The following is a 25,281-nucleotide window of genomic DNA, read 5'->3' on the forward strand; positions in this document are numbered from 1 at the left end:
CATGGAAACGCTCCAACTCCTCATGGAAGGGTTCGCCGGTGCCCTCACCTGGCAGAACCTCATGTGGGTCTTCGTCGGCTGCCTCCTCGGGACCGCCGTCGGCGTGCTGCCGGGCCTCGGCTCCTCGATGGCGGTCGCCCTCCTGCTGCCCGTCACGTTCTCGCTCGAGCCGACGGCTGCGTTCATCATGTTCGCCGGCGTCTACTTCGGTGGCCTCTTCGGCGACTCGACCATGGGCATCCTGATGAACACCCCAGGCCAGGCGTCAGCCATCGCCTCCACGTTCGAGGGCCACAAGATGGCGCTGAACGGTCGGGCCGCTCAGGCGCTCGCGACGGCTGCCATCGGCGCATTCATCGGTGGCTTCATCGCCTCGATCGTGGTGGTCTTCCTGGCCCCTGCGCTTGCCGACTTCTCCAGCAGCTTCGGGCCGGCGGAGTTCTTCGCCCTTGCCGTGTTCGCGTTCGCGGCGACCTCCACCGTGGTCACCGACAACGTCGTCAAGGGGCTCACGGCCCTGTTCATCGGCCTGGGCATCGCGGTCATCGGCATCGATGGCGTCTCCGGCGCCCCGCGCTTCACGATGGACTCCCCACAGCTGTTCGACGGCATCTCGCTGGTGACCGTGACGGTCGCGGTCCTCGCGCTCGGTGAGGTCATCTACGTCGCCTGCCTCGAGCGGCACGTCGACGACAAGGGCATGATCCGTCCGAAGGGTCGCCCGTGGCTGAGCCGCAAGGAATTCAAGGAGGCCACTCCGGCCTGGCTGCGCGGCACCGTCATCGGTCTTCCGTTCGGTGTTGTGCCGGCCGGTGGCTCCGAGATCCCCACGTTCCTTGCCTTCGGCTTGGAGAAGCGACTGGACGCGCGCCGCAAGGACCCGCAGTTCGGCAAGGGCGCGATCAGGGGCCTCGCAGCCCCGGAGGCCGCTGGCAACGCGACGACGGGTATGGCGATGGGCGCGCTCCTGGCGCTCGGCCTCCCCATCTCGGCGACGGCGGCGATCATGCTCGCCGCGTTCCGTCAGTACGGCCTGCAGCCGGGCCCGCTGCTCTTCGACCGCGCCCCTGAGCTGGTCTGGGCGCTGCTCGCGAGCTTCTTCATCGCCATGGTGGTGCTGCTCGTCCTGAACCTGCCGTTCGCGATGCTGTGGGCGAAGCTGCTCCTGATCCCGCGCCCGTACCTGTACGCGGGCATCACGATCTTCTGCGCGCTCGGCATCTACGCCACGTCGGGTTCGACGTTCGACCTGCTCATGCTGCTCGGGGTCGGCCTGCTCGGCTTCCTCATGCGGGCCCTCGACTTCCCGATCGCACCGCTCATCATCGGCATGGTTCTCGGGCCGCTGGCCGAGACCAGCCTGCGGGATGCGGCGATGAGCGCCAACGGCGACTTCTCCGTGCTGGTGCAGGGGCCGATCGCGATCGCGCTCTACACCCTGCTGGCGCTCGTGCTCGCCTTCACCGTGCGCGGCCGCCTGGTGGCGCGCAAGCGTGCCAAGCAGGAGGCGAAGGAGCTCGTGAACAGCTAGCGGGAGCCACCCACTGCAGCAGCCTCACAGCTCCACGCTGCTGGTTCCGGGCGTCTGGCCGACCATGGCGGCGGCGATCGATTCGATCGTCGCCGCCATGGCGCGTGCGGCGCGAGAGAGGGGCACGTCGCTCCGGTGAGCGAGGCTCACGGTGCGCTGCAGGATGGAGCTGGTGAGCCTGGCGGAGCGGAAGCCCGCCCGCCCGCGGATGACCATGGCCGGCACAACCGCGACGCCGAGTCCGAGCTCCACGAACCGCAGCACCGCATCCATCTCCGGCCCCTCGACCACCACGTTCGGTCGGAGATCAGCCTTGAGGAACGCGGCCTCTGCTGTGGCACGAAGGTCGTAGCCCCGAGAGAAGACCACTTGCGGGGCGGCGGCAAGTTCCTCGAGGGTGATGGTGGGGGAGCGGATCGCTGCGGCCCCGTCGATGGGGGACACCACGACGAGTTCCTCGTTGAGCAGCGGCAGCCTGGTGAGGGTGGCGCGTGGGGTCTGCCTGGATTCGGGGGTCGTGATGAGCGCGAGATCGAGCGCGCCTTCCGCCAGCTGCTCGATGAGGCCCTGGGAGCCGCTCTCCGAGACGTGCAGGTCGATGCCGGGATGCGAGGCGTGGAACGACTGCAAGGCGTCCGCGACGAGGCTCACGCACAGCGAGGGTGTGGCGCCGAGCCGCACCGTGCCACGCTGGAGGTCGGTGAGCTCCGCCATCTCGCGCCGCACCGAGTCGGCGTCGGCGAGCATTCGCCGCGCGAGCGGGAGCAGGGATTCGCCGGCATCGGTGAGAGCGACTCGACCGGGTGTGCGGTTGAAGAGGGGCGCGCCGAGGTCCTGCTCGAGGGTCGAGATCTGTCGGCTCAGCGAGGGCTGCGCGAGATGCAGCACCTCCGCCGCCCGGGTGAAGTGCCCCTGCGAGGCGACCTCCACGAAACTCCGCAACTGGTCCAGGTTCATGGCGATAGCCTACGTGCATCAGGATGAGCAGGACTATGCATTGGAGTAATCATGCGGTGCTCTCTAACGTTGCTGACATGACCGCGACCAAGTCCATCGAACGCCAGATCTCCACCACCGTGCTCGTCATCGGAACCGGCGGTTCCGGCCTGCGCGCCGCCATCGAAGTCGCCGAGCAGGGCGTCGACGTGCTCGCCGTCGGCAAGCGCCCCAAGCACGATGCCCACACCTCGCTCGCCGCCGGTGGCATCAACGCGGCCCTCGGCACGATGGACGCGGACGACAGCTGGCAGCAGCACGCCGCCGACACCATCAAGGAGAGCTACTGGCTCGCCAACCCGCACACCGTCGAGATCGTGACCAGGGGCGCCGAGCAGGGCATCCGCGACCTCGAGCGCTACGGCATGGGCTTCCAGCGCGAAGGCGACGGCCGCATCTCGCAGCGCTTCTTCGGCGCCCACAAGTTCCGCCGCACCGCCTTCGCCGGCGACTACACGGGCCTCGAGATCCAGCGCTCGCTCGTCGCCCGCACGGAGCAGCTGAACATCCCCATCCTCGACACCGTCTACATCACCCGCATCCTCGTGCGCGACAACGTCGTCTTCGGTGCATACGGGTTCGACATCAACGACGGCACGAGGTACCTCATCCACGCCGACTCGGTGATCCTCGCCGCCGGTGGGCACAACCGCATCTGGCGGCGCACCTCCTCGCGACGCGACGAGAACACGGGCGACTCGTTCCGCCTCGCCGTCGAAGCCGGCGGGCGCCTCCGCGACCCCGAGCTCGTGCAGTTCCACCCCTCTGGCATCATCGAGCCGGAGAACGCGGCTGGCACGCTCGTCTCGGAAGCCGCCCGCGGCGAAGGCGGCATCCTCACGAACGGCCTGGGGGAGCGCTTCATGGAGCGCTACGATCCCGAGCGCATGGAGCTCTCGACGCGTGACCGGGTCGCGCTCGCCGCGTACACCGAGATCAAGGAGGGCCGCGGCACCGCGAACGGCGGCGTCTGGCTCGACGTCTCGCACCTGCCCCGCGAGACGATCATGAACCGCCTGCCGCGCATCTACCAGCAGATGCTCGACCTGCAGATGCTCGACATCACCGTGAGCCCGATCGAGATCGCGCCGACCGCCCACTACTCGATGGGCGGAGTGTGGGTCCGCCCCGACGACCACGGCACCGACGTCGACGGGCTCTACGCGATCGGCGAGGCGTCGAGCGGCCTCCACGGCGCGAACCGCCTCGGCGGCAACTCGCTCATCGAGCTGCTCGTCTTCGGCCGCATCGTCGGCCGGGCGGCCGTCGCCCACTCCGAGGGCCTGGATGCGCAGCTCCGGTCCCCGGCAGCCGTCGCGCAGGCGCGCGGCGAGATCGACGCCCTGCTCAGCGCCGATGGTCGTGAGAACGTGCGCGCCCTGCAGCGCGCCATCCGCGACACGATGACCGAGTTCGCGGGCGTCGTGCGAGACGAAGAGGGGCTCAAGGCCGGTATCGCAGCGCTCGATGTCATCGAGGCTCGGATGGAGGACGTCGGCATCCACCCCGACATCGCCGGGTTCCAGGACCTCGCGCACGCCTTCGACCTGAAGTCGTCGGCGCTCGCTGCGAGGGCGACCCTGGAGGCCGCTCTGGAACGTCGTGAGACGCGCGGCTGCCACAACCGCAGCGACTTCCCCGAACTCGACCCCGCCATGCAGGTCAACCTCGTGTGGTCGCCGGGCGGCGGCATCACCCGCGAGGAGATCCCGCCCGTGCCCGCCGAGATCGCCGAGCTCATCGGCGAGGTCTCTGTGGAGGGGAAGCTCGTCGAATGACGGCAAGCCAGGATCGGACGATCGAGCCCGTCTAGCGAATCGGGAATCCCGATTCCGAGCTGGGTGTAGACACCGCGGGAGCGACGAGCGCACAATGAAGTGCTCCATCACTCTCGCGGTGTCCGACCTCGGCTGGTGTGCCTTCGATCGTCAGCAGATGTGAACGCAGTCGCCGTGCATCCACTGTCAGGAACACCCCGATCCCGCAGGAGCCCCTCATGAGCACCGACGACACCTCGAACCCACTTGCACGCAAGACACCGCTCGGCGGCCGAACGGGGGTTGCGATCGTCGCGATCGTGCCCCTGCTCGCGCTCGCCGCGTTCCTCCTCATCGGCTTCATCGCGGGTGGATGGGGATGGGCGTGGGTCTTCTTCCTCGCCATCCCCATCTCCGCGATCATCGTCTACGGCGTTGGAGGCAAGAGCGGCGGTTGACCCGCGGAACCCGGCTGTTCAGGTGCTGAGTCGGCCTCTTTCCTCCGCGCGGGGCCGTGGATGGGCAGTCGAAGGACCCCGGTGCGAAGGTCCTCCCGACGCACGTCCCGCGTGTAATCGAAGTGCGGGTCCTTCTTCAGCTGCATGACCAGCGAGACCGCGAGCAGCGCGACGATGACCGTGAAGGGCAGCGCGGAGAGCATCGCCGCCTGCTGCAGCGCCTGCAACCCGCCGGTGAGAAGCAGCAGGGCCGCGCAGAGGCCGGTCAGCGCGCCCCAGATCGCCAACACCAGCTTCGTCGGCTCGAGCGCGCCGCGGGACGACATCATGCTGAGGACGAACGTGTTCGCGTCAGCACCGGAGACGAAGAACAACACGACCAGGATGATCGCGACCACTGAGGTGATGCCCACCAGTGGGAGGTTGGAGAGCATCTCGAAGAACGCGGTATTGACATCGGCACTCGCGGCCTCGCCGATGCTGCCGACCCCGTCCATGTCGAACTTGATCGCCGACCCACCGAAGATGGTGAACCAGGCGAAGAAGACGAGGCTCGGAACGACCATCACGCCGATCACGAACTGGCGAATCGTGCGGCCACGCGAGATCTTCGCGAGGAAGACGCCCACGAACGCACCCCAGCTCAGCCACCAGGCCATCATGAAGTACGTCCACCACTGCATCCACTGCCCGTCCTCTGCCGTGAGCGGGGTCGTGAGGCTCATCGAGAAGAAGTCACCGAAGTACGCACCCGTCGCCCGGAAGAACAGGTTGGTGATGAAGTTCGTCGGGCCCGCGAAGAAGACGTAGATGGCCAGGAGGATCGAGGCGAGCATCGTGAACTGGCTGATGTACTTGATGCCGCGATTCACGCCTGACAGGGCGGAGAGCGTGAAGATGACCGTGATGACGGCGATGACGAGGATCTGCGTGAAGGTCTCTGCGGGCAAGCCGAAGACCCGGTTCAGACCCTCGGTGATCTGCGACGCTCCGAGGCCGAGCGAGGTCGTCGTGCCGAACAGCGTCGCGATGATGGCGAAGACATCGATGACGTTGCCGAGCCACCCGTCGACGCGTTTGCCGAGAATCGGGCGCAGCATGGGGGAGACGAGACCCGTGTTGCCCTTGCGGTGCGTCGAGTAGGCGATGGCGACGCCGAACACGCCGAACACGGCCCAGGCATGGGGCCCCCAGTCGAGGTACGAGTACTGCATGGCGACGACCGCGGCCTCAGCGGTGCCCGGATCGGCGAGTGCGTGCGGCGGCAGCACGAAGTGCGAGATCGGCTCGGCGACACCGTAGCTGATGAGCCCGACGCCCATCACGGTCGAGACGATCATGGCGAGCCAGGCCCACGTGGTGAATTCGGGGCGGTCCTCGTCGGCCCCGAGCCTGACCCGTCCGAACCTGCTGCACGCCAGGTAGATGAGCAAGCCGATGCAGCCGGTCGTGACAAGAAGGTACGACCAGCCGACGGTCGCCGAGGCCCAGTTGATGGCTCCCGTCATGGATGCGTTGAGCGTCTCGGGCGACAGCGCCGCCCACGACACGAACGCCAGGATGAGGGCGATCGATACCCAGAAGACGACGCCGGGACGGTGACGCAGCGCGTCGGCCGCCGCCTGAGCTCGACTCGGGCCGGACGTCGGCTCGAGCCCGTGACCATCGAGTGCGTCGTCATCATGCAGCTCGGGCTTCGGGGGATGGTGAAGAGTCATGGTGTTGCTCCACTTCGGAGGAGGCAGGCCCGGGAGGGCGGAACGGTCATCGCGGTTGTGATGACCTGGTCAGAGCTCTGAGAGCCCTCGTCCATCGAAGAACTTGCCGGCCTTGTACAGAATGGGCGCGTCGTCGGTGGTCGTCGCGTGGTGCACGCGGCCGATGAAGATGGTGTGCGTGAGCGCCTGGAAGCGCTCCTTGATCTCGACCTCGATGGAGGCGGAGGAGCCGTCGATGAGCGGGCTGCCTTCTGGCCCGTCGTGCCAGGTGATGTCGGCGAACTTGTCTGGGGACTTGGAGGCGAACGTCGCGAGCACGTGCTGCTGCTCGCTCGAGAGGATGTTGATGCCGAGGTGCGTGGATCTGAAGAGCGAGGGGTAGGTGGACGACGACTTCTGCACGCACACGAGCACGAGCGGCGGGTCGAGCGACACCGAGGAGTAGGCGCTGACGGCGAGTCCGCGGGGCCGGCCCTCCTCGTCCTTCGTCGTGACGACCGTGACGCCGGAGATGAACTGCTTGTTGAAGGCCTTGAGCATCTCGCGCGGGGGAGCTGCGGACTCGTCGGCGTAGTCGGCGTCGGCATCCTCGAACGCCGAGTGCAGGGAAGGGAGGCCGAGGTGGGTGAGCAGCTCGGCGGAGTCCCAGGTCACGCGCTCGGAAGAGACGCGTCCGTCCCGCAGTGTGCCGTAATTGGATCCGTTCGTGACGACGCGCTTGCCTGTCGGGGGGACCGTGCCGAGCGGCTGGCTGAACGTGCCGTCGGAGGTCCAGAAGACGGCGAGCGCGTCATCCTCGACCAGGACCTGGTCGATGCGCGTGACGAGGTCCGGGAACGCGGCGCGCACCTCGGTGACCTCCTGCTTGAACTCGTCGAGCGCGGACACCCGACCCGATCTTGTGCTCTCGCGCCGATAGTCCGTGGTCACGAGGGCTTCGAACGCACCGAAGTCACCCCGATCCCAGACGTCGGACCATGCAGCTGCGACAGCATCTTTGATGTTTGCTTGCATGCAACGGAGCGTAACCCCGCGTTCATGCATGCGTCAACGCTTGGTTGTAAACGTTGTGTTTCCTGAGAAAATGCGGAGTCGTTGACAAGTCTGTGGCATGCCAGCTAGCGTTCTTGTATGCAACAGATCACGCCGTTGGGTCTCAGCGATGAGGCGTACGCAGACCTCCCTCTCCTCGAGCGACTCCGCCGTCTCGTGACGAGCGGCACGTACCCGCCAGGCGACCCGATGCCGGAGCTCGTGCTCGCGCAGGAGTTCGGCGTCAGCCGCACCCCCATCCGGGAGGCCCTCAAGCAGCTGGAGAACGAGGGCCTCGTCGAGATCCGTCCCCGCGTCGGGACGTTCGTGCGAACACCCACCAGGCGGGAGATCGTCGAGCTGTTCCAGCTCAAGGAATCGCTGGAAGGGCTCGCCGCCAACCTGCTCGCCCGCCGCGGCCCCACCTCGGAGGTCGCAGCCCTCTCGCGCAACCTCGACGAGAGCGACGCCGCCGCCAAGGCCGGCGACACGGCCGAATACGCCCGCCTCGTGCACGAGTTCCACTGGACCATCGTGCTCGGCGCCGACAACGCGAAGCTCGCGGAGCACTACGAGCGCCTCATGAACCAGCTCGCCTACCACCGCATCGTGCTGCGCACGATCGAGCGCCCCGGTCGTCTGCTCGCCTCCAACCACGAGCACCGCGCGGTTGTCCGCTCGATCGTCGAGAAGGATGCGATCGGCGCCGAGTTCGCCATGCGAACACACGTCGAGGCGTCGAGCCGCGCAGCCCTCGCGCCGGCCGATCACGGCAACCCGGCCGACAGCGAGTCGATCACCGCCTGAGTCGCCGCCGCCCATCCGGGCACACCAGACGATCGAGGAGACCAGGAGCCACCATGACCACCACCGCCACAGCGACCGAGCGTCGCGGCGAGACACTGCGCGAGCGCGCCGTCGCCCTCGGCGTGCGAAAGATCTCGACTGCCTACGAGGACATCATCTCGGACGGCGGCGTCGACGCCCCGACCGCGATCCGGCAGGTGAGCGCCGTCGCCGTCGTCCGCAACCCGTGGATCGGGGCCGGGCCCCTCGCCGACCTCACGGAGGCGACGTCCGAGATCGCCCCCATCCTCGCCAAGCTCCTCAGCGACCGCCTCCTCGAGGCGCTCGGCGGGGCCGCCAACGTCGAAGCGTTCGGCAAGGCCGCCGTCGTCGGCGTCGACGGCGAGATCGAGCACGCCGGCGCGCTCATCCACACCCCCTACTTCGGCAACCTGCTCCGCGAGTTCCTCGAGGGCACCTCGATCATCTGCTTCTCGGACACGAGAGCCGATGCCGGGGGCGATCTGCGAGTGCCGCTCTGGCACAAGACCGCGGCGGCGACCCGCAGCCACTACCAGTCACTCGACGTGCACCTCGCGGATGCACCGCACCGCGACGAGATCGCGGTCATCGCGGTCGCGTCGTCCGGCCCCCGCCCTCACCCCCGGATCGGAGACCGCACGACCGACGTGAAGGTCACCTCCGACATCCTGAAAGGAATCGCAGCATGAAGGTTCGCAGAGTCATCACCATCGTCGACGAGACGCTCATCGAGGGCGGCCGCACGGTCTCGCCCGCAGCGAGGACCGCGGTCGTGGCCGCCATCATCGAGAACCCGTGGGCTGGCCAGGGATTCGTCGAGGACCTGAGCGCCGGCATCGACGCCGTCGCATCCGAGCTCGGAGCGCTGCTCGCGCCCCGAGTCATGGAGGCGCTCGGAGCCCCTCTCGAGGCATACGGCAAAGCCGCGATCATCGGGCTGAACGGCGAGGTCGAGCACGGCTCGGCGCTCATCCACACGCTCAAGTTCGGCGACCACTTCCGGAAGGCAGCAAACGCGAGCACCCTGCTGCCCGCCGTCGAGAAGCGAGGGCCGGCCGGCGTCGCGTTCGACATCCCGCTCAAGCACTTCACCGACGCGACGATCCGCTCGCACCACCAGTCGTTCGAGGTGCGGATCGCGGATGCGCCGCACCCGGACGAGATCCTCGTCGCCCTGGCCGGGGCTGCCCAGGGCCGCCCGCAGCAGCGGCTCGCGGCGCTCTCGACCGAGCTGTAGCGGGGCGACGACGTGAGCTCGACGCCGACACGCACGCCCATCGTGCTGCTGCACGGGGTGGGGCTTGATCGGAGCATGTGGGGCCGCGTCGAGGAGCTGCTCGACCGGCCGACGATCGCCCTCGACCTGCCGGGTCATGGGGCCCAGCCGCGCTTGCGCGGGGCGATGTCGCTCGCCGAGTTCGCGGCCGACGTCGCTGAGCGACTTCCGAGCGGGCCGGTCCACCTCGTGGGCTTCTCACTCGGGGCGCTCGTCGCCCAGCGAATCGCGAGCCACTCGAACGACCGAGTCCGGTCGCTCGTCTGCGTCAGCTCCGTCTGCCAGCGGACCCCGGAGGAGCGCGCCGCAGTACTCGCCCGGTTGGCTTCGGCACGGACCGACTTCGCTGCGACCGTCGAGCGCTCGCTCGAACGCTGGTACTCGGGAAGCGACGTCGCTCCCGAGACAGTCGACGCGACGAGGCGCGTGCTCGAAGCGAACGACGTCGAGTCGTTCGGGCACGCCTACGAGATCTTCGCGACGGGTGACCGGCAGATCGAAGCTGATCTGGCCTCCATCTCCGTCCCGACCCTCGCCATCACGGGCGAGCTCGATCCTGGCTCGACGCCCGACATGAGCCGCAGGCTCGCGGCCGCCATCCCGGATGCCCGGTCGCGCATCGTCGCCGGCGTCCGGCACATGCTTCCCGTCGAAGCGCCCGAGGCCTTCGCCGCGGAGCTCGCGGAGCACATCGAAGACACGGAACTCTCCAACTCCAAGCACCACGAAGGAGCACACCATGACTGACCGCTACGGACATTTCATCGACGGGGGCTGGCGCGATCCCGCCGGCGGCGCCTACTTCGAGAGCATCAACCCCGCGACCCTCGACGTGCTGTACGAGGCGGCGAGGGGCGACGCCGCCGATGTCGAGCTGGCGGTCTCCGCGGCCAGGCGGGCGTTCGAGGCGCCCAGCTGGAGCGGGCTCACGGCGACGCAGCGAGGCAAGCTGCTGCGTCGCCTTGGCGACCTGGTGGCCGAGAACGCCGACGAGCTCGCCCGCCTGGAGAGCCTCGACAACGGCAAGCTCCTGCGCGAGATGCGCGGCCAGCTCGCGTCGCTGCCCGAGTACCTCTACTACTACGGCGGGCTCGCCGACAAGATCCAGGGCTCGCAGATCCCCACCAGCAACCTGCAGATCCTCAACTACACGCAGCACGAGCCGCTCGGCGTGGTCGGCGCGATCACACCGTGGAACTCCCCGCTGACGCTCACGACCTCGAAGCTCGCGCCTGCGCTCGCAGCCGGCAACACCGTCGTCATCAAGCCGAGTGAGTACACCTCGCGCACCGTGCTCCGCTTCGCGCAGCTCGCGAGCGAGGCCGGGTTCCCCGACGGTGTCGTCAACGTCGTCACGGGCCTCGGCGCAGAAGCAGGCGCGGCGCTCGTCGAGAGCCCCCTCATCGCGAAGATCTCCTTCACGGGGTCGACGCGCACGGGCTCGGCCATCGCGGCGAGCGCGGCGGCACGATTCATCGGATGCACGCTCGAATTGGGCGGGAAGAGCCCGAACATCGTGTTCGACGACGCGAACATCGAGAACGCGGCGATGGGGGTCATCGCGGGGATCTACGCCGCGGCGGGCCAGACCTGCATCGCCGGGAGCCGCGTCTTCGCGCATCGCTCCGTCTACGACGAGCTCCTCGAGCGCGTCTCCGCTCGCGCGAAGTCCATCGTCATCGGCGACCCCCTCGACGATGCGACCGAGCTCGGCCCCCTCGCCTTCAGCGACCAGCTCGAGAAGGTCAGATCGTATGTCGGCATCGGTGTCGACGAGGGCGCGACCCTCTACGCCGGAGGCGGTCGCCCCGACGTGCAGCTCCCCGGCTACTACTTCGAGCCCACCGTGCTGACCGACGTCACCAACAGCATGCGCGTCGTCCGCGAGGAGATCTTCGGGCCCGTCGCCGCCATCATGCCCTTCGACACGGAGGACGAGGTCGTCGGGCTGGCCAACGACACCGAGTTCGGCCTCGCGGCCGGCGTGTGGACGCAGAACCTCGCCCGCGCCCATCGCCTCTCGCGTCGCCTCGACGCCGGCACCATCTGGGTCAACACCTACCGCGCCATGTCGCCCATGTCTCCGAGGCAGGGCTTCAAGAACTCCGGCGTCGGCATCGAGCACGGCATCGAGTCCATGCACGAGTACACGCGCCTCAAGAGCGTGTGGATCAACACCGACGAATCGCCCGTCGCCGACCCGTTCGTGATGCGGGGGTAGGGGCGCATGCCACTCATCGACATCTCCATCGCCAAGGGGCGCACTCCGGAGCAGCTCAGGGCCCTCATCGACGGCGTGCACCGCGTCGCCGAGGAGGCCGTGGGCGCAGCACCGGAGAACATCACCGTCGTCATCCGCGAGATCGAGCACGAGCACTGGTCTCGCGGGAACACCACCATCGCGGAACGCGCCAGCCGCCGCTGACGGCAGCAGCACCTCCACTCTCGAAAGGACACGACAATGCGTTTCTCTCTGTTCATCCACATGGAGCGCTGGGACGACTCCGTCAGCACCGAGCAGCTCTTCGCCGAGCTCGTCGAGCTCACTCTCCTGGCCGAGAAGGCCGGCTTCAGTACGGTGTGGATCGGCGAGCACCACTCGATGGAGTACACGATCTCCCCGAGCCCCATGCCGCAGCTCGCGTACCTCGCCGCGGTGACCACGAAGATCCGGCTCGGCGCAGGCACCATCATCGCCCCCTTCTGGAACCCGCTCCGGGTCGCCGGAGAGGCGGCCCTGCTCGACGTCATCAGCGGCGGGCGCGCCGAGGTGGGACTGGCGCGCGGCGCGTACCAGTTCGAGTTCGACCGCCTCGCGGGCGGCATGCCAGGCAAGGAGGGCGGCAAGCACCTGCGCGAGCTGATCCCCGCCGTGCGCGAGCTCTGGCAGGGCGACTACGCCCACGAGGGCGAGGTCTGGCAGTTCCCCGTCTCCACGAGCGTCCCGAAGCCCGTGCAGCAGCCGACTCCGCCGATGTGGGTCGCGGCCCGCGACCCCGACACGCACGACTTCGCGGTCGCCAACGGCTGCAACGTCATGGTGACGCCGCTCATGAAGGGCGACGAGGAGGTCGCCGACCTCGTGACCAAGTTCGAGACAGCAGTGTCGAACCATCCCGAGGTTGCGCGCCCCGAGATCATGGTGCTGCGCCACACCTACGTGCACGAGGAGAGCGACCCAGACGGCTGGCGACCGGCCGCCGAAGGGGTCAACAAGTTCTACCGCACCTTCGACGCCTGGTTCGGCAACAAGACCGACCCCGTCGACGGGTTCCTCGAGCCGAGCCCCGAGGCGAAGTTCTCGGAGCGGCCCGAGTTCACGCCCGAGTCACTGCACAGGACCGCGATGATCGGCACGCCGGACGAGGTCATCGCCCGCCTGCGCGAGTACGAGTCGCTCGGGGTCGACGAGTTCAGCTTCTGGAGCGACAACTCCCTCTCCCACGAGCAGAAGAAGCGCTCGCTCGAACTGTTCATCGAGCACGTCGTACCCGCCTTCCAGTAGCTCGGGGCTCACGCGCCCCGGCCGAGGTCAGGGGCGCGTGAGCTTCAGCAGGAGCACGGGCGTCTTCGCCTTGTACTCCTCGTAGTCGGCGTCGCCGCCCCACTTCTTGTCGGCCTTGGCCTCGAGCAGCGGCACTCCGCTGACCTTCGAGAGCAGCAGCACGACGAAGACCGGCGAGATGAGCGCGATCCACTGCCAGCCAACCAGGACGGGGATGGCGACGATGGCGACGCCCACCCAGAGAAGGATCTCGCCGAAGTAGTTGGGATGGCGCGAACGGGACCAGAGGCCCGTGCGGATGAACCGACCCTTGTTCGCCGGGTCGGCCTTGAACGCGTTCTTCTGCAGGTCGGCGACGACCTCGATGACGAACCCGGCCACCCAGATGACGATGCCCACGATGCCGAGCCAGCCGATGGGCTCGCGCTCCGCGGTGCCGCCGGCGATCGCGATCCACGCCGCGGCGGCCGTGAGGCTCACCCAGAGGCCCTGCATGATCCAGACCCGCAGGAAGCGCAGCTTGTCGCCCTTGATGTCGTCGAAGCGATCGTCGGACCCCGAGCGGTGGATGCGCGCGAAGAGGAACGAGCCGAGCCGCAGGGCCCACAGGATCACCATGGCTCCGAGGATCCAGGAGCGGGCATCCGGTGCCGGTGCCGCGATGAGCAGGCCGATGGTGACGACGATGAACGTCGCGCTTCCCGTGAGGTCGAAGAACCGCTCGGTCTTCGCCGCCGCCGAGGGCAGGTAGACGAGCACCTGGATGAGGAACGCGGCCGCGACGGCCCACGCGTAGAGGGGGAACCCGGCGAGCGCCGCCCCGCCCTGGCTGCCGGCCAGCGCGACGAGCGCCCCGATCAGCACGGCGATGGCGATCGTGATGATCGTCGCTCGGTTCTTGCTTCCCGCGGTGCTCGTGCCGCCAGGGGTGATGTCGCTCGTCATGCTGTTGCCTCTCGAGGCGCTGTGCGCCAGGGGGAATGGGGTGATCAGGAAGAGTAGAGGGCGTCGACGACGTCCGTGCTGCGCTGCAGCACCGCTGCGCGCTTGAGCTTCAGCGTCGGCGTCACGAAGGTCGGATCGTCGAGGTCCGTTGCGATGAGCGTGAAGCGCCGCACCTGCTCGCTGCGGGCGACGAGCTCGTTGGCGCGGTCGACGGCGCGCTGGACGTGCTCGCGCGCCTTCGCATCCACGACCGTCAGGAGCTCGTGCTGCTCTGGCCTCGGGTGGGCGCTCGCGGCGACCTCGGCGGAGAACTCGGCGAGTGCCAATGGGTCGAGGATGATGAGCGCCGAGAGGTAGTTGCGTCCCTCGCCGATCATGACGGCGTGCGAGACGAGGGAGTCCGACTCGACGGAGGACTCCCACCTCATGGGAACGATGGTCTTGCCGTTCGAGGTGACGATGACGTCCTTCAGGCGTCCCTCGAGGACAACCCGGCCCTGCTCGTCGAGGCGGCCGAGGTCGCCGGTTCGGAAGAAGCCGTCGACGAATGCGTCCTGGTTGTGCTCGGGGTTCCTGTAGCCGCTGAAGACGCCGATCCCGCGGGCCAGGATCTCCCCGTCGTCGCTGATGCGAACCGTGGAGCCGGGCAGCGGCCGACCGACCGTTCCCGAGCGGATGTCGCTCGGGAGGTTGCCGGTCAGGGGCGCCGTCGTCTCGGTGAGGCCGTACCCCTCGATGACGGGCACGCCGATGCCGCCGAAGAAGAGGGAGAGCTCGGCGTCGAGGGTGGCACCGCCGGAGAGGATGTGGGTGACGCGGCCGCCCATGACCTGCCGCAGTCGGCGGTAGAAGACCGCGTCGAAGAGGCCGTGTCGGATGCGCAGGCCAAGCGGGGCGCGTGCGGCCGGAGTCGCCGTCTCGCGGAACTCGCTCCACTCGACGGCGGTGCTCTGCGCCGACCCCCAGACCTTGGCGAGCCCGCTCGCGGCTGCCTTGGCGCCGGCTGCGGCCTGGATCTTCTGCAGGACGCGGGGCACGACGACGAGGAACGTCGGCTTCAGCTGCCCGAGGGTGCCGACGACGGCGGTCGGGTCGGCGAGGTGGGCGATGCGCATGCCGCTCGCGAGGCAGATGAGCTGCAGTCCGCGGGCGAGCACGTGGGCGAGGGGCAGGAAGATGATGGTGTTGCCCGCGGGATGCACGACCTCGCCGTAGGCAGCTGCGATGTTGAGGACCTGGCCGAGGAAGTTCTCGTGCGTGAGCACGGCCCCCTTGGGCTCTCCAGTGGTGCCGGAGGTGTAGACGATCGTCGCGGGGGAGTCGGCGGTGGCGAGCAGGCGTCGCTCCTCGAGCGCCTCGTCGGCGACGCCGAGCCCGAGGGCGGCGAGGCGATCGAGGTCGCGATGCTCGCCGGGGCCGTCGGCCGCATCCATCGACCAGACGCCGAGCGCGTCGGACCCGCGCGCATCGAGCGGTGTCGTGAGCAGTCCGACATGGTGGGCGCTGCCGCCGACCGCGAGCACCACCTTGGCGTCGTGGATGATGGCCGAGACCTGGGTGGGTGCCGAGGTCTCGTAGATCGGTACGACGACGCCGCCGGCGAACCACACAGCGAGGTCTGCGACGGCCCACTCGTAGCGGGTGGGTGCCATGATGGCGATCGCGTCGCCGGGCCGTACGCCGATGGCGAGCAGCCCCTTGGCGACTGCTCGCACGGTCTCCGTGAACTCACGCGTGGAGACGTCGCGCCACGGAGCATTCGGGTCGGTCGGGTCGCTCGGCACCTCGAACGCCGCGTGGTCCGGGGCGATCTCAGCCCGCCGGGCGAGCAGGTCGGTGACGTTGCGGTACCCGCCGGGGGCTCCGATGACGTCGGGGCCCACGAGGAGGGGAGTCGAGGATTCCAGCACTGCAGCCGCCTTTCGCGCGCCGGGCTGTCTCGCCCGTGTACGAAGGATTCGGAGCAGGGGAAGCCGGTGGATTGGACCGTATCGTGTCTTCGGCTTCGGGGGCTATCGACCCGCCAGATTTTTGCTAGCCGGGCTAGCTATCACGCCGTCTGGGCGACTGCGTGGCGGTCGGCGCTGGCGGTGCGGGCGCTGCGCGGTCGACGCAGAAGGGCGTCAACGGCCCACCGTCCGCCTCCCGTGAGGACAAGCGCGATGCCGAGGAGCGCCAGCACGAGCACGAACTCGTAGCCGCCGTCCTGCGCGAAGAAGCCTGCCGTGAAGTGCACCGTGAACATGGCGCCGAGCGAGACGATCGCGAGCAGGGCTGCGGCGACGCGAGTGAAGAGACCCGCGAGGAGCAGCACTCCCGCGCCGATCTCCACGAAGGGGAGGGCGACGCCGGCCACGTCGGCGAGCGGGACGCCGAGACCCGCGAGCATCTCCTGGACGCCACCGATTCCCGTGGTCGTGAGCTTCTGGACTCCGTGGAGCAGCATGGTCGCGCCGAGCGCGATACGGAGGATGAGCAGAGCGGCATTCGCTGAGGTTGACATGCGGTCGACGCTAGGAAGAGAGCCAAGCGGGAACCTGAGAAGCCCTGGTCGTAAGTGATGCGCAGCTGTCCGGGTGCGCCCCGGGTGTTCCTGGTCGTCCGCGAGGCGAGCTTCACCGATGCTCGTCTGCTGGGCCGCAGGTGCTTGTATGACGGAAAGCCCGGAGGGTGAACTGCTCTTCACCCCGAGCCTGTCTGTATGACTTTGCTATGACTCAGAGCTTCTGGGCCCTGGCCGGGCGTGCCTGCTCTGCGTGGTCGCCGGGGTCAACCCGCGAGCGGCTCGATCGTCGTGCCGCTCTCGGTCGCTTTGCCGAACCTCGGTGCCTCGCCGACGAAGGTGCATCCGCGGAACGTCGTGGCGGGGTTGAACTTGGCTCCGGTGAAGCTGCAGTCGATGAACCGCGTGTTCGTGAACTCAGCGCCGGAGAGCTCGGCGCCATCGAAGGCGCAGTTCGAGAAGACCGTGCCGGGGACGGCGCGGAGGCGTCGCAGCTTCGCGTCGCGGAACGTGCAGTCGGAGACCTCGGGACCGATGGAGGCCTGCGGGATGCTCGCGCCCGTGAACGCACAGGCCCGCAGCGAGCCCTCGAGTCGGGTGTGCGCCGTCAGCTTCGCGCCGTCGAAGTGGCAGTGCGTGAGGGTGCTGTTGCTGATGCTGAGCCCGCCGACGAGGCTGCTGGCGTCGATGTTCGAGAGGTCGAGGTGCGCGATGGCGATGCCGAGGCTGCCGGCCTGCAGCTCGCGGAGGTCCGTGGTTCCGGCGGACGCGTCGTGCCAGCTGGGGGTGAGCCGATGCGGCCCGGGCACGACGCTCGAGAGGCGCGAGAGCTGGGTGCGCAGCGACGAGAGCTCTTCGGAGGTCCATCGTTCGCGGAGGGTCTTGCGGTCGGCGGCGCTCATGCCCTCGAGCGTAGCGGGCCTGGCAGCTGGGCTGAGCTGAGGGGATCGAGCACGACGTGGGGTGGGAGTTTCGGCCAGGCGCGGATCCCCTTCCTCTTCGCTATCCTGTTCGCAGCGTTGCGTGCCGCTGGCAGTTCGTGTCAGGCATGGAGGCGCCGAATCGAAGGAGAACGGCGATGATGTCGTCACCCCCTTCGCCCTCGTGTGACTGAGGGCGAAACTGATGAGTGCGAACGAGAAAGCCAGGCTCATTGCCTGGAGCAGCGAGCTGAGGGCCGTGCACGCGCGTCTGCGTACCGCTCTGCGAGTCACCAGAGAAGCGGTCGAGAGCGGTGATCCGGCAGAGCCGGCGGCGCGAGACCTGCTGCTGTACTGCCACGGTTTCTGCTCGGCGCTCGATGGGCACCACCGTGGCGAGGACCGCGAGCTGTTCCCGGCGATCGCGGCGGCGCATCCCGAGCTGCGTGACACGTTGCGGTACCTGCAGCAGGATCATTCGATGATCGCGCACCTCCTCTCGGGGCTGCAGTCGTCCGTGGACGCGGGTGCGCCGCCCCGTGTGCTCGACCGCCACCTCGAGGGCATCGCCGCGATCATGGAGTCGCACTTCCGCTATGAGGAGCGGCAGCTGCTCGAGGTGCTCGAGACGCTGGCGTTCGACGCCGATCCCTCTGCCGTGCTTGGGCCCCTGTAGCGCGTCAGTCGCGGTGCCTCTCGGTGTCGGTCGTGCTGCTGGGCTCAGCCCGATGCTCGAGGGGCGCTCGGGATCGGTGCGACGACCAGGCGGCCCACAGTTCGCGGTAGGGGCCCTCGGAATCGAGCAGCTCGTCGTGCGTTCCGTCCTCCACGATGCGACCGTGCTCCATGACGAGCACCCGTTCGGCGCTGCTCGCCTGCGTCAGGTGGTGGGCGACGGTGACGACCGTCCGCCCCGCGAGGGCTCGCCGTGCCGCGGCCTCGAGGGCGCGTGCGTCGGTCGTGTCGGCGTCGGCCGTCGCCTCGTCGAGGATGACGATGGGGGCGCGGGTCACGAGCGCACGAGCGAGGGCGAGGCGGTGCGCATCCGTGGCCGTGAGCTCGGCGTTGCCCTCGCCGATGAGCGTCTCGAGGCCGTCGGTGAACGTGTGCCGCCATCGTTGCCCCGCGACCGATTCGAGGGCTTCGTGCAGCTCCGCGTCACTTGCGTTCTCGCGGGCCATGAGGAGGTTGTGGCGGAGGGTTCCCGAGAAGACGTGCACGTCCTGGCTCACCATCACGACCCGTCGCGCCCGCTCGTTCTCCTCCATGACTGCCGGGTCGAGCCCGGCGACGTCGACACGCCCTTCGCGCACATCGAGGAGCCCCATGAGCACGCGTGCAAGGGTGCTCTTGCCTGCGCCGGACGAGCCGACGATCGCGACGCGCTGGCCTGCCGGGATGCGCAGCTCGTCGATCCAGAGGACCGCCGGGCGGCCGGGGTACGCGGCGACGACACCGCGCAGCTCCATGTCAGGGGTGGCTGGCTCCCCGGCGACGGCGGCGGCGATCGCTGCCCCTGCCGCGGAGGCGGGCGCGGAGAGCCCGGCCGGTGCAGGAGCGAGCTGGATGACGCCCGCGACGCGCGCGAGCGAGGCGCCCGCCGACTGCAGGTCGTCGACGAGCATGAGCAGTGCGATGAAGGGCCCGAAGAGGGCTTGGAAGAGGAGCGCCGCGGTCGTGACCTCACCGATCGTCGCCGAACCGCTGAAGGCGAGCCAGGCGCCGACGAGGAGAACCGATGCCAGGCCGACGGCCTCAGCCATGTTCATGCGGAACCCGAAGCGGCTCTGCACGATGCGGGTGCGCAGCGACCAGCGCAGCACGTTCCAGGAGCGCGTGCGGATGCGCTCGGTGATGGCCTTGCCCCACCCGAAGGCGTGCACGGTCGGGAGGGCCTGGATGGCGGAGACCATCTCGCGGGAGCGCGCCGCGACGGCGACCCGCTCGGCGGCGTAGAGGCGTGGCGCCTTCCGCAGGTAGCGCCACAGCGCGAAGGCATGCACGGGCACGACGGTGAGCATGGCGAGCAGGAACAGGGGGTTGAGGACGGCGAGGCCGATGCCCGTCGCGATGACCGCGAGCCCCGCCGAGACGACGGCAGGCACGGCGCCCGTGGTCACCTCGCCGACGGTGTCGACGTCGTCGGTGGCCCGGGAGACGAGCTCGCCGTCGGCGATCTCGTCGACGAGGACCGGCGGCAGGGAGAGCGCGGCGGAGACGAAGTCCTCGCGGAGGCGGGCGAGCGCCGTCTCCAGGACCGCGGCGAGCGCCATCGAGCCGAAGGCGCCGAGGGCCGCGCTACCCGCGATCCCGGCGATGAGCAGGAGCGCGACGTCGAGGAGGCTGTGGTCGACGCCCGTGACGGCGTCAACGAGACGCCCCAGCCCCGTGGGCACGAGCAGCGCTGCGCCCGCGGCGGCCCCGAGCAGGGCGATCGAGAGCACGAGCATCCACGGGCGAAGGGTGAGCAGATGCCAGGCGAGCCTGGCTGCGCGCTTGCCGCTCGCGATCGGCAGCGTCGTGGGCTTGGCCGACGAGTGCATGCCGGTCACGCGACCGCCTCCGCGTAGTGGAGGTCCGTCGACATCAGCTCTTCGTGGGTTCCCTCTGCGGTGATGCTGCCGTCGCGGAGCACGAGCACGCGGTCAGCCCTGACGAGGAGCTGCGGGTTGGAGCAGACCACGACGGTCGCGCGCTGGGCCGTGGCCGTGCGCATCCGCTCGCCGATGTGCTGCTCGGTGACGGCGTCGATGGATCCGGTCGGCTCGTGCAGCACGAGGACGGGGGCCGGGGCGGCGAGGGCCCTGGCGAGGGCGAGCCGCTGGCGCTGGCCGCCGGAGAGGGTGCGCCCCGCACCGCCGAGTGGGGTGCGGATGCCGTTCGGCAGCTGCTCGAGCACGTCCTCGAACGCGGCGGCCGCGAGCGCGTCGTCGGGCGATCGTCGCGCGCCGGCGACGCCGGTCACGCCGACGACGTTCGCCGCGACGGTGCCCGGAACGGTGTGGGCGGCGTGGGGCGCCGCGGTCACGAGCTCGTGGAGGCGGTCGGCATCGACTTCCGCGAGCGGGAGCCCGTCGACCGTGATGGTGCCGAGGGGCGGGTGGATGCGCCCGCCGAGCAGTCCGACGAGCTCGGCGGCGTCGTGGGCGTCGGCGACGACGCCGATGATCTCGCCCCGCTCGACCGTGAAGCTCACCTCGCGGAGGTGCTCGCCGGTGAGACCGGAGACAGCGAGTGCCGGGGTCGGGCCCACAGGGACCGCGAGCGCTGGGATCGGGCATTCGCGGGCCGACGCGCCGCCTGAGGTCTCCGCATTCGGGTCGACGGCTGGTCCTGCGCCTCCGCGCGGCTCCCGCGCATAGGGGGCCTGGAGCAGGGAGAGCACGCGCTTCGCGGAGGCGCCGGCTCGCGCCCACACGGCGCCCACGTTGACGGCGAGCGCTTCCATCGGGCCCATGACGACCTGGACGACGCCGACGACGGTGATCAGCTGCCCGACCGTGATGCTTCCCTGGGCGGCGAGGGCCGCGGCGATGAGGCCGATCGCGACGACGAAGATCCCCGTCGCGGTGCTCGAGACGCCCACGAACCACGCCTCGGCCCTCCTCGTGGCGATCGCCGCGACGCGCGCCCGCTGGCTCGCTTCCGCGTAGCTGCGGGCGGCGCGCCCCGTCGCCCCGAGCGCTGTGAGGGTGCGGAACCCCGCGATGGCGTTGGCGGCGAGCGACGCGGAGTCGGCGGTGAGCCGCTGCTGGTCTTCGGCCCGCGCGCGCAGGTGCCTGCCGAAGCGGTCGAGCAGCAGAAGGAAGAGGGGGCCGCCGATGATCACGGCGACCCCGAGCGGCCAGGCGATGCTGATGAGCACGGCGCCCGCGGCGATGACGGCGGCGAGCTCGGCGACGGGGTGCACGAAGAGGAGACCGCCGAATGCGACCCGCTGCACGTCGGACCCGCCGACGCCGAGCAGCTCACCCGTGGGGCGCTGCCGGTCGCCGAAGCCGCGTGGGTCGAGGCTCCGCTCGCTCACCCGCATCCGCAGCTCGTGGTGTGCTCGCTGGATGCCGTTCACGAGGAAGTAGACGCCGGTCCGGTACGACCAGGCCAGCAACACGAAGACGGCGACGAGCACCGCGACCCACACCGCGAGCTGGGGCACGTCTCGGTCGACGATGCCTCGGTCGATGACGAGGCCCACCACGACCGGCACCGCCACCTCGCAGAGCTGGTGCGAGACGAAGAGGGCGGTCGCCGGGGCGAGCCAGCGCTTCACGCTCATCGCGGTCTGCACGATGAGGCGCCTTGGCCCGGTCGTCTGCGCTGCTGCCACGCGGCGGCCTCCTGCTGGGTGCGATCAACGTGCTTCGGATGCGCGGGAACTGAGCCGCGAGACGCCTCCGGTCAGGGCGACCTTGCTATTTTTCCCTAGTTTCGAGAATTCCGCTCCTGTGGGGCGATCACGGGTGCGGCATTCACGTGTGCCGCATTCAGTCGAGGGAGAGCCACCCGCCGAGGTGGGCGGCGACGCTGACATCGCGGGGCAGGACCCGGACCGCCGGGTCGGGCCTCTGCTCGGTGCGCCACGCCGCGGCCGCGCCCCAGCGTTCCGCGCGGCGGAGCGCGCGTTCCGACCTCACGACGACGTGCTCGTTGAGGCGTACTGTTCCGAGATCGGAGATGCCGACCTCGGACACCGCACGCTGGAGGGCACTTGCCTCTGGCGGGGCTGCTCGGCCGGGCGGCGGGGCGGTGACCTCGCGTGTCGGTGCCACCGGCCGACCGAAGCTCACGGCGGCGTCGATCTCGATGCGGACTCGCCCGCGGGGGAGCGCGTGCGAGGCCGGGACCACTCTCGTATCCGCACCGAAGAGCCGGTGGTGCTCGTCTGGGACGACGACGCTCGCGTGGGGGAGGTGCTCGAGGAGGCTGTCCACGCAGACGAAGGCGGCACCCGCGCTCGGCGCAGCGGCCAGTACGGCGATGACGTCGGGGGCCGCCGCGCGGAGTGCGCGGGGTCGAGAGCCGTCGACGCCGATCTTCCGCGACAGCAGCAGGGTCTCGGCGTTCTTGTGCACCTGGCTGTCAGCGTCGGCGGCGGTCCTGCCAGCCCAGTCCGGGCCGTCGTGCCAGGCCACGGCGGCCGGCTCGTAGGCGAGCACCGCCCCGGCGAGCCAGGCTCGGTGGGCCCACTCCCAGTCTTCGCCGCCGTAGCCGAGGAAGTCCTCGTCGAAGCCACCCGTCTGGTCGAAGAACCAGCGGGTGCAGGAGAAGACCGCGCCGATGACGAACCGGTAGGAGCGGTCGTCGGCATCGAGCAGCCTGCGCGAATCACGGTAGGCGTCGGCGAGCCAGGCGGGTTCCTCGAGCTCATGCACGGGGCCGGCCGCCTCGACCGCAGCATCGGCGTCCACGTCGGCGAAGTCCGCGTGCTTGCGGTGGCCCGCGACAACCGCCTCCGGGAGGAGGGACGGCAGCGCCGCCATCCGCGACACGTACTCGGGCTCCGGTGCGGTGTCGGCGTCGAGGAAGCACAGCACGTCGCCTGTAGCGGCGCTCGCGCCGAGGTTCCTCGCGGCACCGGCCCGGAAGCCGAGGTCCTCTTGGATGAGGAGGCGCACCCCCGCTGGCACGCGTGGCGCCTCTCGCGATCCGTCGTCGACGACGATGACCTCGAGCAGCTCGGTCGGATGTGTCTGCCGCGAGAGGGCGGCGAGGGTTCGGTCGAGCTCCGCCTGCTGCTCGAAGTGCACGACGATGACCGAGACGCTTCGCGGTGCGGGGTCCTCGGCACGTGCGCCACCGCCACCGCCACTGTCCGTGTCAGCGAGGGCGAGGTCCCAGCGGTTGCCGGGGACCGGGCGGCCGAACGGGGGCAGCTCGGAGGAGCTCGCGCTCACAGCGCCGCCCACCAGCTGAGATAGGCGCGGGCGATCTCCTCGATGCTCGGGGAGGTCGACGTGGCCTCGTCGAGCCACGTCGACTCGGGCTCGCGGAGCGCACCTCGCAGCGCCTCGGCGAGCTGGCCATCCCGCACGAGGCGCATGGTCTTCGGGCGGATGGTGTCCATCTCGCGGAAGTAGTCGGAGTCGACCGTGAGCGGCCTGCGGCCTGCGGACAGCCAGTCGGTGAGGGAGCCGGAGGCCGATACGTGCTGGTGCGCGATGATCGGCACGGCGACGGCGCGGCTGCGCGCGAGTCGATCCTCTGGCGAGAGGAACCCGGTGCTCGTGAACTTGACGCCCAGCTCGGCCGCGTACCTGCCGAGGTCGACGAGCTCCTGCTCGTGCCCGGCGGACGCGCAGCCGAGGGCCACGACGCGCGGACGATCGGAAGCCGGAATGCTGGCGACCGCCTCGACGACCTCGAGGTGCCCCTTGCCCGGGTAGTAGAAGCCGAGCACTGCGATCTCGTCGCTCGGCCGCCAGTCGGCGGGGCGGGGCTGCGGGGGCTGAGCCGGAAGCGGCACGACGTGCACCTCCACGCGTCTGCCGAGGGCGAGCTCGAGGAGCCGCTGCTCGTGGGCGCTGTTGCAGACGGTGCCGGCCGCGGCCTCCACGACCCTGCGGTAGCTGTCGGTACGGCGGGGGAAGCCGCGTTCGCCGTCGGAGGGCTGGGGAACGTCGTGGAGGGTGACGCTCACGGGTCCTCGCGCGGCGAGGCGCTCGAACCGCTCGGCGGCGCGTTCGGGTGTGCTGCCCCAGAGGCGGTCGGTGAAGTGGACGTGCGCGAGCTGCGACGAGTCCAGCCCGTGGGCGCTGCGGTACGTGACGGCGGAGTCGAGCTTCGCGACGGCCGTCGCGACGGCGCGCGCGTACTGGTCGACGCCGTGGGTCTCGTCGTCGCGGTGGAGGAGCAGGGGCGTGGTGCTCACGCCGCCCTCAGCGCTTCCATCATCGCCCCGTGCCTGGCGAGCCCCGCCGCGACGGCGTCTGGGTGCTCTCGGTACCAGTCGAGGTGGGCATCGCGGATGCGGTCGGTCGCGACGGCCTCGCCATCGACGGTCCACGACTCGGTCGCGTCGTCCTCGAGACCCCACGCGTCGATGACCGACTGCTCACGGGGTGCGTGGATGGAGTTCAGGATCTCGCGGTCGAGGGTGATGGCCACCTCCGGGAGGCCGAGGCGATCGCGCACGCGGCTCGCGGTCTCGAGCCAGATGGGGTTGCCGGGGTGGTTGATCGTGCGCGCCTGCGCGAACGTGGGGCGCCGGAAGAGGTCTGAGACCGTCACGGTGCCGTGGTGCTCCTCGCGGGTGCGCAGCTGGGCGATCGACTCGGCGGCGACGGCGGCGATCGCGTTCCGCGAGGCGGACGCGGGGAGCGCATCCACCCCCGCCGCCTCGGCCAGGATGCGGAGGTCGTGGTACGGCACGAGGGGCGGCACCAGCGAGGTGTCGGACGGTGGGCGGATGATCGCCTGGAACGGGTAGAGGCCAGCGAACCGGATGACGGGGAACAGGGCCACGCGCGCGTCGCTTGGCAGCTGTGCTGCGAGCTGTCGAGTGCCGACGGGCAGCCCGCGGTAGTCGTCGCGCACGGGCTGGGAGACGAGGAAGCTCGCGCGGCCGAGCCAGGCCTCGAGGTACGGGAGGTCGGTGGCCTCGAGCTCGTGCACCGGCGGCGTGCGCACGAAGCGGACGTCGTCACCGAGCGCGAGACGGAGCGATTCTGCCTGGCAGTTGCCGATGGCGAGCCCGACGGGGCGGTCGTCCTCGGAAACGGGGCCGTTCTCGGGTGCGAAGAACTCCGCGAGGTGCGCGAGGCGTGCGGTGGCGTGCGTCATCGAGGGGAGCGTTCTCCGAACCTGCCGAGGTGG

At 69.7% G+C, this 25,281-nt stretch carries 23 protein-coding genes; 11 read left to right on the plus strand and 12 right to left on the minus strand.

The window, feature by feature from the left end:
• Position 1: 1 nt before the first annotated feature.
• Positions 2–1,531, plus strand: a complete 1,530-nt coding sequence (locus ITJ67_RS09855; RefSeq protein ID WP_194677492.1) for a tripartite tricarboxylate transporter permease — start codon at positions 2–4, stop codon at positions 1,529–1,531.
• Between the two features lie 24 nt (positions 1,532–1,555).
• Here the strand turns inward: ITJ67_RS09855 and ITJ67_RS09860 are convergent, their stop codons facing one another.
• Positions 1,556–2,488, minus strand: a complete 933-nt coding sequence (locus ITJ67_RS09860; RefSeq protein ID WP_194677493.1) for a LysR family transcriptional regulator — start codon at positions 2,486–2,488, stop codon at positions 1,556–1,558.
• Between the two features lie 77 nt (positions 2,489–2,565).
• On the opposite strand from ITJ67_RS09860, the gene ITJ67_RS09865 reads away from it, so the two are divergent.
• Both ITJ67_RS09865 and ITJ67_RS09870 read left to right on the plus strand, forming a co-directional pair.
• Positions 2,566–4,305 carry an L-aspartate oxidase gene (locus ITJ67_RS09865; protein WP_160073235.1) on the plus strand — a complete coding sequence of 580 codons (1,740 nt, stop codon included), beginning with the start codon at positions 2,566–2,568 and terminating at the stop codon, positions 4,303–4,305.
• A 218-nt stretch (positions 4,306–4,523) separates the two neighbouring features.
• On the plus strand, positions 4,524–4,742 hold the full coding sequence (locus ITJ67_RS09870; RefSeq protein WP_160073233.1) for a hypothetical protein: 219 nt from the start codon (positions 4,524–4,526) through the stop codon (positions 4,740–4,742).
• Here the strand turns inward: ITJ67_RS09870 and ITJ67_RS09875 are convergent.
• Both ITJ67_RS09875 and ITJ67_RS09880 read right to left on the minus strand, forming a co-directional pair.
• The gene (locus ITJ67_RS09875) at positions 4,712–6,460 is read right to left on the minus strand and encodes a BCCT family transporter (protein WP_160073231.1); all 1,749 of its coding nucleotides are present in this window, start codon (positions 6,458–6,460) and stop codon (positions 4,712–4,714) included. The two genes, ITJ67_RS09870 and ITJ67_RS09875, sit on opposite strands and share 31 nt — an antisense overlap.
• A gap of 69 nt (positions 6,461–6,529) precedes the next feature.
• On the minus strand, positions 6,530–7,474 hold the full coding sequence (locus ITJ67_RS09880) for a flavin reductase (RefSeq protein ID WP_194677494.1): 945 nt from the start codon (positions 7,472–7,474) through the stop codon (positions 6,530–6,532).
• A 117-nt stretch (positions 7,475–7,591) separates the two neighbouring features.
• Between ITJ67_RS09880 and ITJ67_RS09885 the strand changes: the two genes are divergently transcribed.
• Genes ITJ67_RS09885 through ITJ67_RS09915 form a run of 7 tightly spaced genes read left to right on the plus strand, consistent with a single transcriptional unit; the run spans position 7,592 to position 13,101 of the window.
• Positions 7,592–8,299, plus strand: coding sequence for a GntR family transcriptional regulator (locus ITJ67_RS09885; RefSeq protein WP_104240960.1), 708 nt, complete (start codon positions 7,592–7,594; stop codon positions 8,297–8,299).
• A 53-nt stretch (positions 8,300–8,352) separates the two neighbouring features.
• Positions 8,353–9,009, plus strand: coding sequence for an amino acid synthesis family protein (locus ITJ67_RS09890; RefSeq protein ID WP_194677495.1), 657 nt, complete (start codon positions 8,353–8,355; stop codon positions 9,007–9,009).
• Positions 9,006–9,557, plus strand: a complete 552-nt coding sequence (locus ITJ67_RS09895; protein ID WP_104240962.1) for an amino acid synthesis family protein — start codon at positions 9,006–9,008, stop codon at positions 9,555–9,557. The genes ITJ67_RS09890 and ITJ67_RS09895 overlap by 4 nt, the downstream gene beginning before the upstream one ends.
• Positions 9,558–9,569: 12 nt before the next feature.
• Positions 9,570–10,343, plus strand: a complete 774-nt coding sequence (locus ITJ67_RS09900) for an alpha/beta hydrolase (RefSeq protein ID WP_323741440.1) — start codon at positions 9,570–9,572, stop codon at positions 10,341–10,343.
• Positions 10,336–11,817, plus strand: a complete 1,482-nt coding sequence (locus ITJ67_RS09905; RefSeq protein ID WP_160073224.1) for an aldehyde dehydrogenase — start codon at positions 10,336–10,338, stop codon at positions 11,815–11,817. Before ITJ67_RS09900 ends, ITJ67_RS09905 begins: the two co-directional genes overlap by 8 nt.
• Positions 11,818–11,823: 6 nt before the next feature.
• Positions 11,824–12,021: a tautomerase family protein gene (locus ITJ67_RS09910; RefSeq protein WP_160073222.1), complete on the plus strand. Its 198-nt coding sequence runs from the start codon at positions 11,824–11,826 to the stop codon at positions 12,019–12,021.
• Positions 12,022–12,057: 36 nt separating this feature from the next.
• Positions 12,058–13,101, plus strand: coding sequence for an LLM class flavin-dependent oxidoreductase (locus tag ITJ67_RS09915; RefSeq protein ID WP_194677496.1), 1,044 nt, complete (start codon positions 12,058–12,060; stop codon positions 13,099–13,101).
• 27 nt (positions 13,102–13,128) lie between these two features.
• Here the strand turns inward: ITJ67_RS09915 and ITJ67_RS09920 are convergent, their stop codons facing one another.
• The 4 genes from ITJ67_RS09920 to ITJ67_RS09935 all read right to left on the minus strand — a co-directional run bounded on the left by ITJ67_RS09920 (position 13,129) and on the right by ITJ67_RS09935 (position 17,451).
• The gene (locus ITJ67_RS09920; protein ID WP_160073218.1) at positions 13,129–14,046 is read right to left on the minus strand and encodes a DUF1295 domain-containing protein; all 918 of its coding nucleotides are present in this window, start codon (positions 14,044–14,046) and stop codon (positions 13,129–13,131) included.
• Between the two features lie 44 nt (positions 14,047–14,090).
• Positions 14,091–15,956, minus strand: a complete 1,866-nt coding sequence (locus tag ITJ67_RS09925) for an AMP-dependent synthetase/ligase (protein WP_194677497.1) — start codon at positions 15,954–15,956, stop codon at positions 14,091–14,093.
• Between the two features lie 140 nt (positions 15,957–16,096).
• Positions 16,097–16,549 (minus strand): DoxX family protein, encoded by a 453-nt coding sequence (locus tag ITJ67_RS09930; protein ID WP_194677498.1) that lies wholly within the window; start codon positions 16,547–16,549, stop codon positions 16,097–16,099.
• Positions 16,550–16,815: 266 nt separating this feature from the next.
• The gene (locus ITJ67_RS09935; RefSeq protein WP_160073212.1) at positions 16,816–17,451 is read right to left on the minus strand and encodes a pentapeptide repeat-containing protein; all 636 of its coding nucleotides are present in this window, start codon (positions 17,449–17,451) and stop codon (positions 16,816–16,818) included.
• A 223-nt stretch (positions 17,452–17,674) separates the two neighbouring features.
• Between ITJ67_RS09935 and ITJ67_RS09940 the strand changes: the two genes are divergently transcribed.
• A complete protein-coding gene (locus ITJ67_RS09940) occupies positions 17,675–18,145 on the plus strand; it encodes a hemerythrin domain-containing protein (RefSeq protein WP_194677499.1) in 471 nt (156 codons plus the stop codon).
• 4 nt (positions 18,146–18,149) lie between these two features.
• On the opposite strand, the gene ITJ67_RS09945 is transcribed toward ITJ67_RS09940, so the two are convergent.
• From ITJ67_RS09945 to ITJ67_RS09965, 5 genes are all read right to left on the minus strand, one after another.
• The gene (locus ITJ67_RS09945; protein WP_228502598.1) at positions 18,150–20,012 is read right to left on the minus strand and encodes an ABC transporter ATP-binding protein; all 1,863 of its coding nucleotides are present in this window, start codon (positions 20,010–20,012) and stop codon (positions 18,150–18,152) included.
• 5 nt (positions 20,013–20,017) lie between these two features.
• Positions 20,018–21,796, minus strand: coding sequence for an ABC transporter transmembrane domain-containing protein (locus ITJ67_RS09950; protein WP_194677501.1), 1,779 nt, complete (start codon positions 21,794–21,796; stop codon positions 20,018–20,020).
• 157 nt (positions 21,797–21,953) lie between these two features.
• The gene (locus tag ITJ67_RS09955) at positions 21,954–23,363 is read right to left on the minus strand and encodes a glycosyltransferase family 2 protein (protein ID WP_323741441.1); all 1,410 of its coding nucleotides are present in this window, start codon (positions 23,361–23,363) and stop codon (positions 21,954–21,956) included.
• On the minus strand, positions 23,360–24,337 hold the full coding sequence (locus ITJ67_RS09960; protein WP_194677502.1) for a hypothetical protein: 978 nt from the start codon (positions 24,335–24,337) through the stop codon (positions 23,360–23,362). The genes ITJ67_RS09955 and ITJ67_RS09960 overlap by 4 nt, the downstream gene beginning before the upstream one ends.
• Positions 24,334–25,248, minus strand: coding sequence for a WcbI family polysaccharide biosynthesis putative acetyltransferase (locus ITJ67_RS09965; RefSeq protein WP_194677503.1), 915 nt, complete (start codon positions 25,246–25,248; stop codon positions 24,334–24,336). Before ITJ67_RS09965 ends, ITJ67_RS09960 begins: the two co-directional genes overlap by 4 nt.
• Between the last annotated feature and the right edge of the window lie 33 nt (positions 25,249–25,281).

Origin of the sequence: Pseudoclavibacter sp. VKM Ac-2867, from assembly GCF_015351275.1 — a bacterium.
Classification (GTDB): domain Bacteria; phylum Actinomycetota; class Actinomycetes; order Actinomycetales; family Microbacteriaceae; genus Pseudoclavibacter.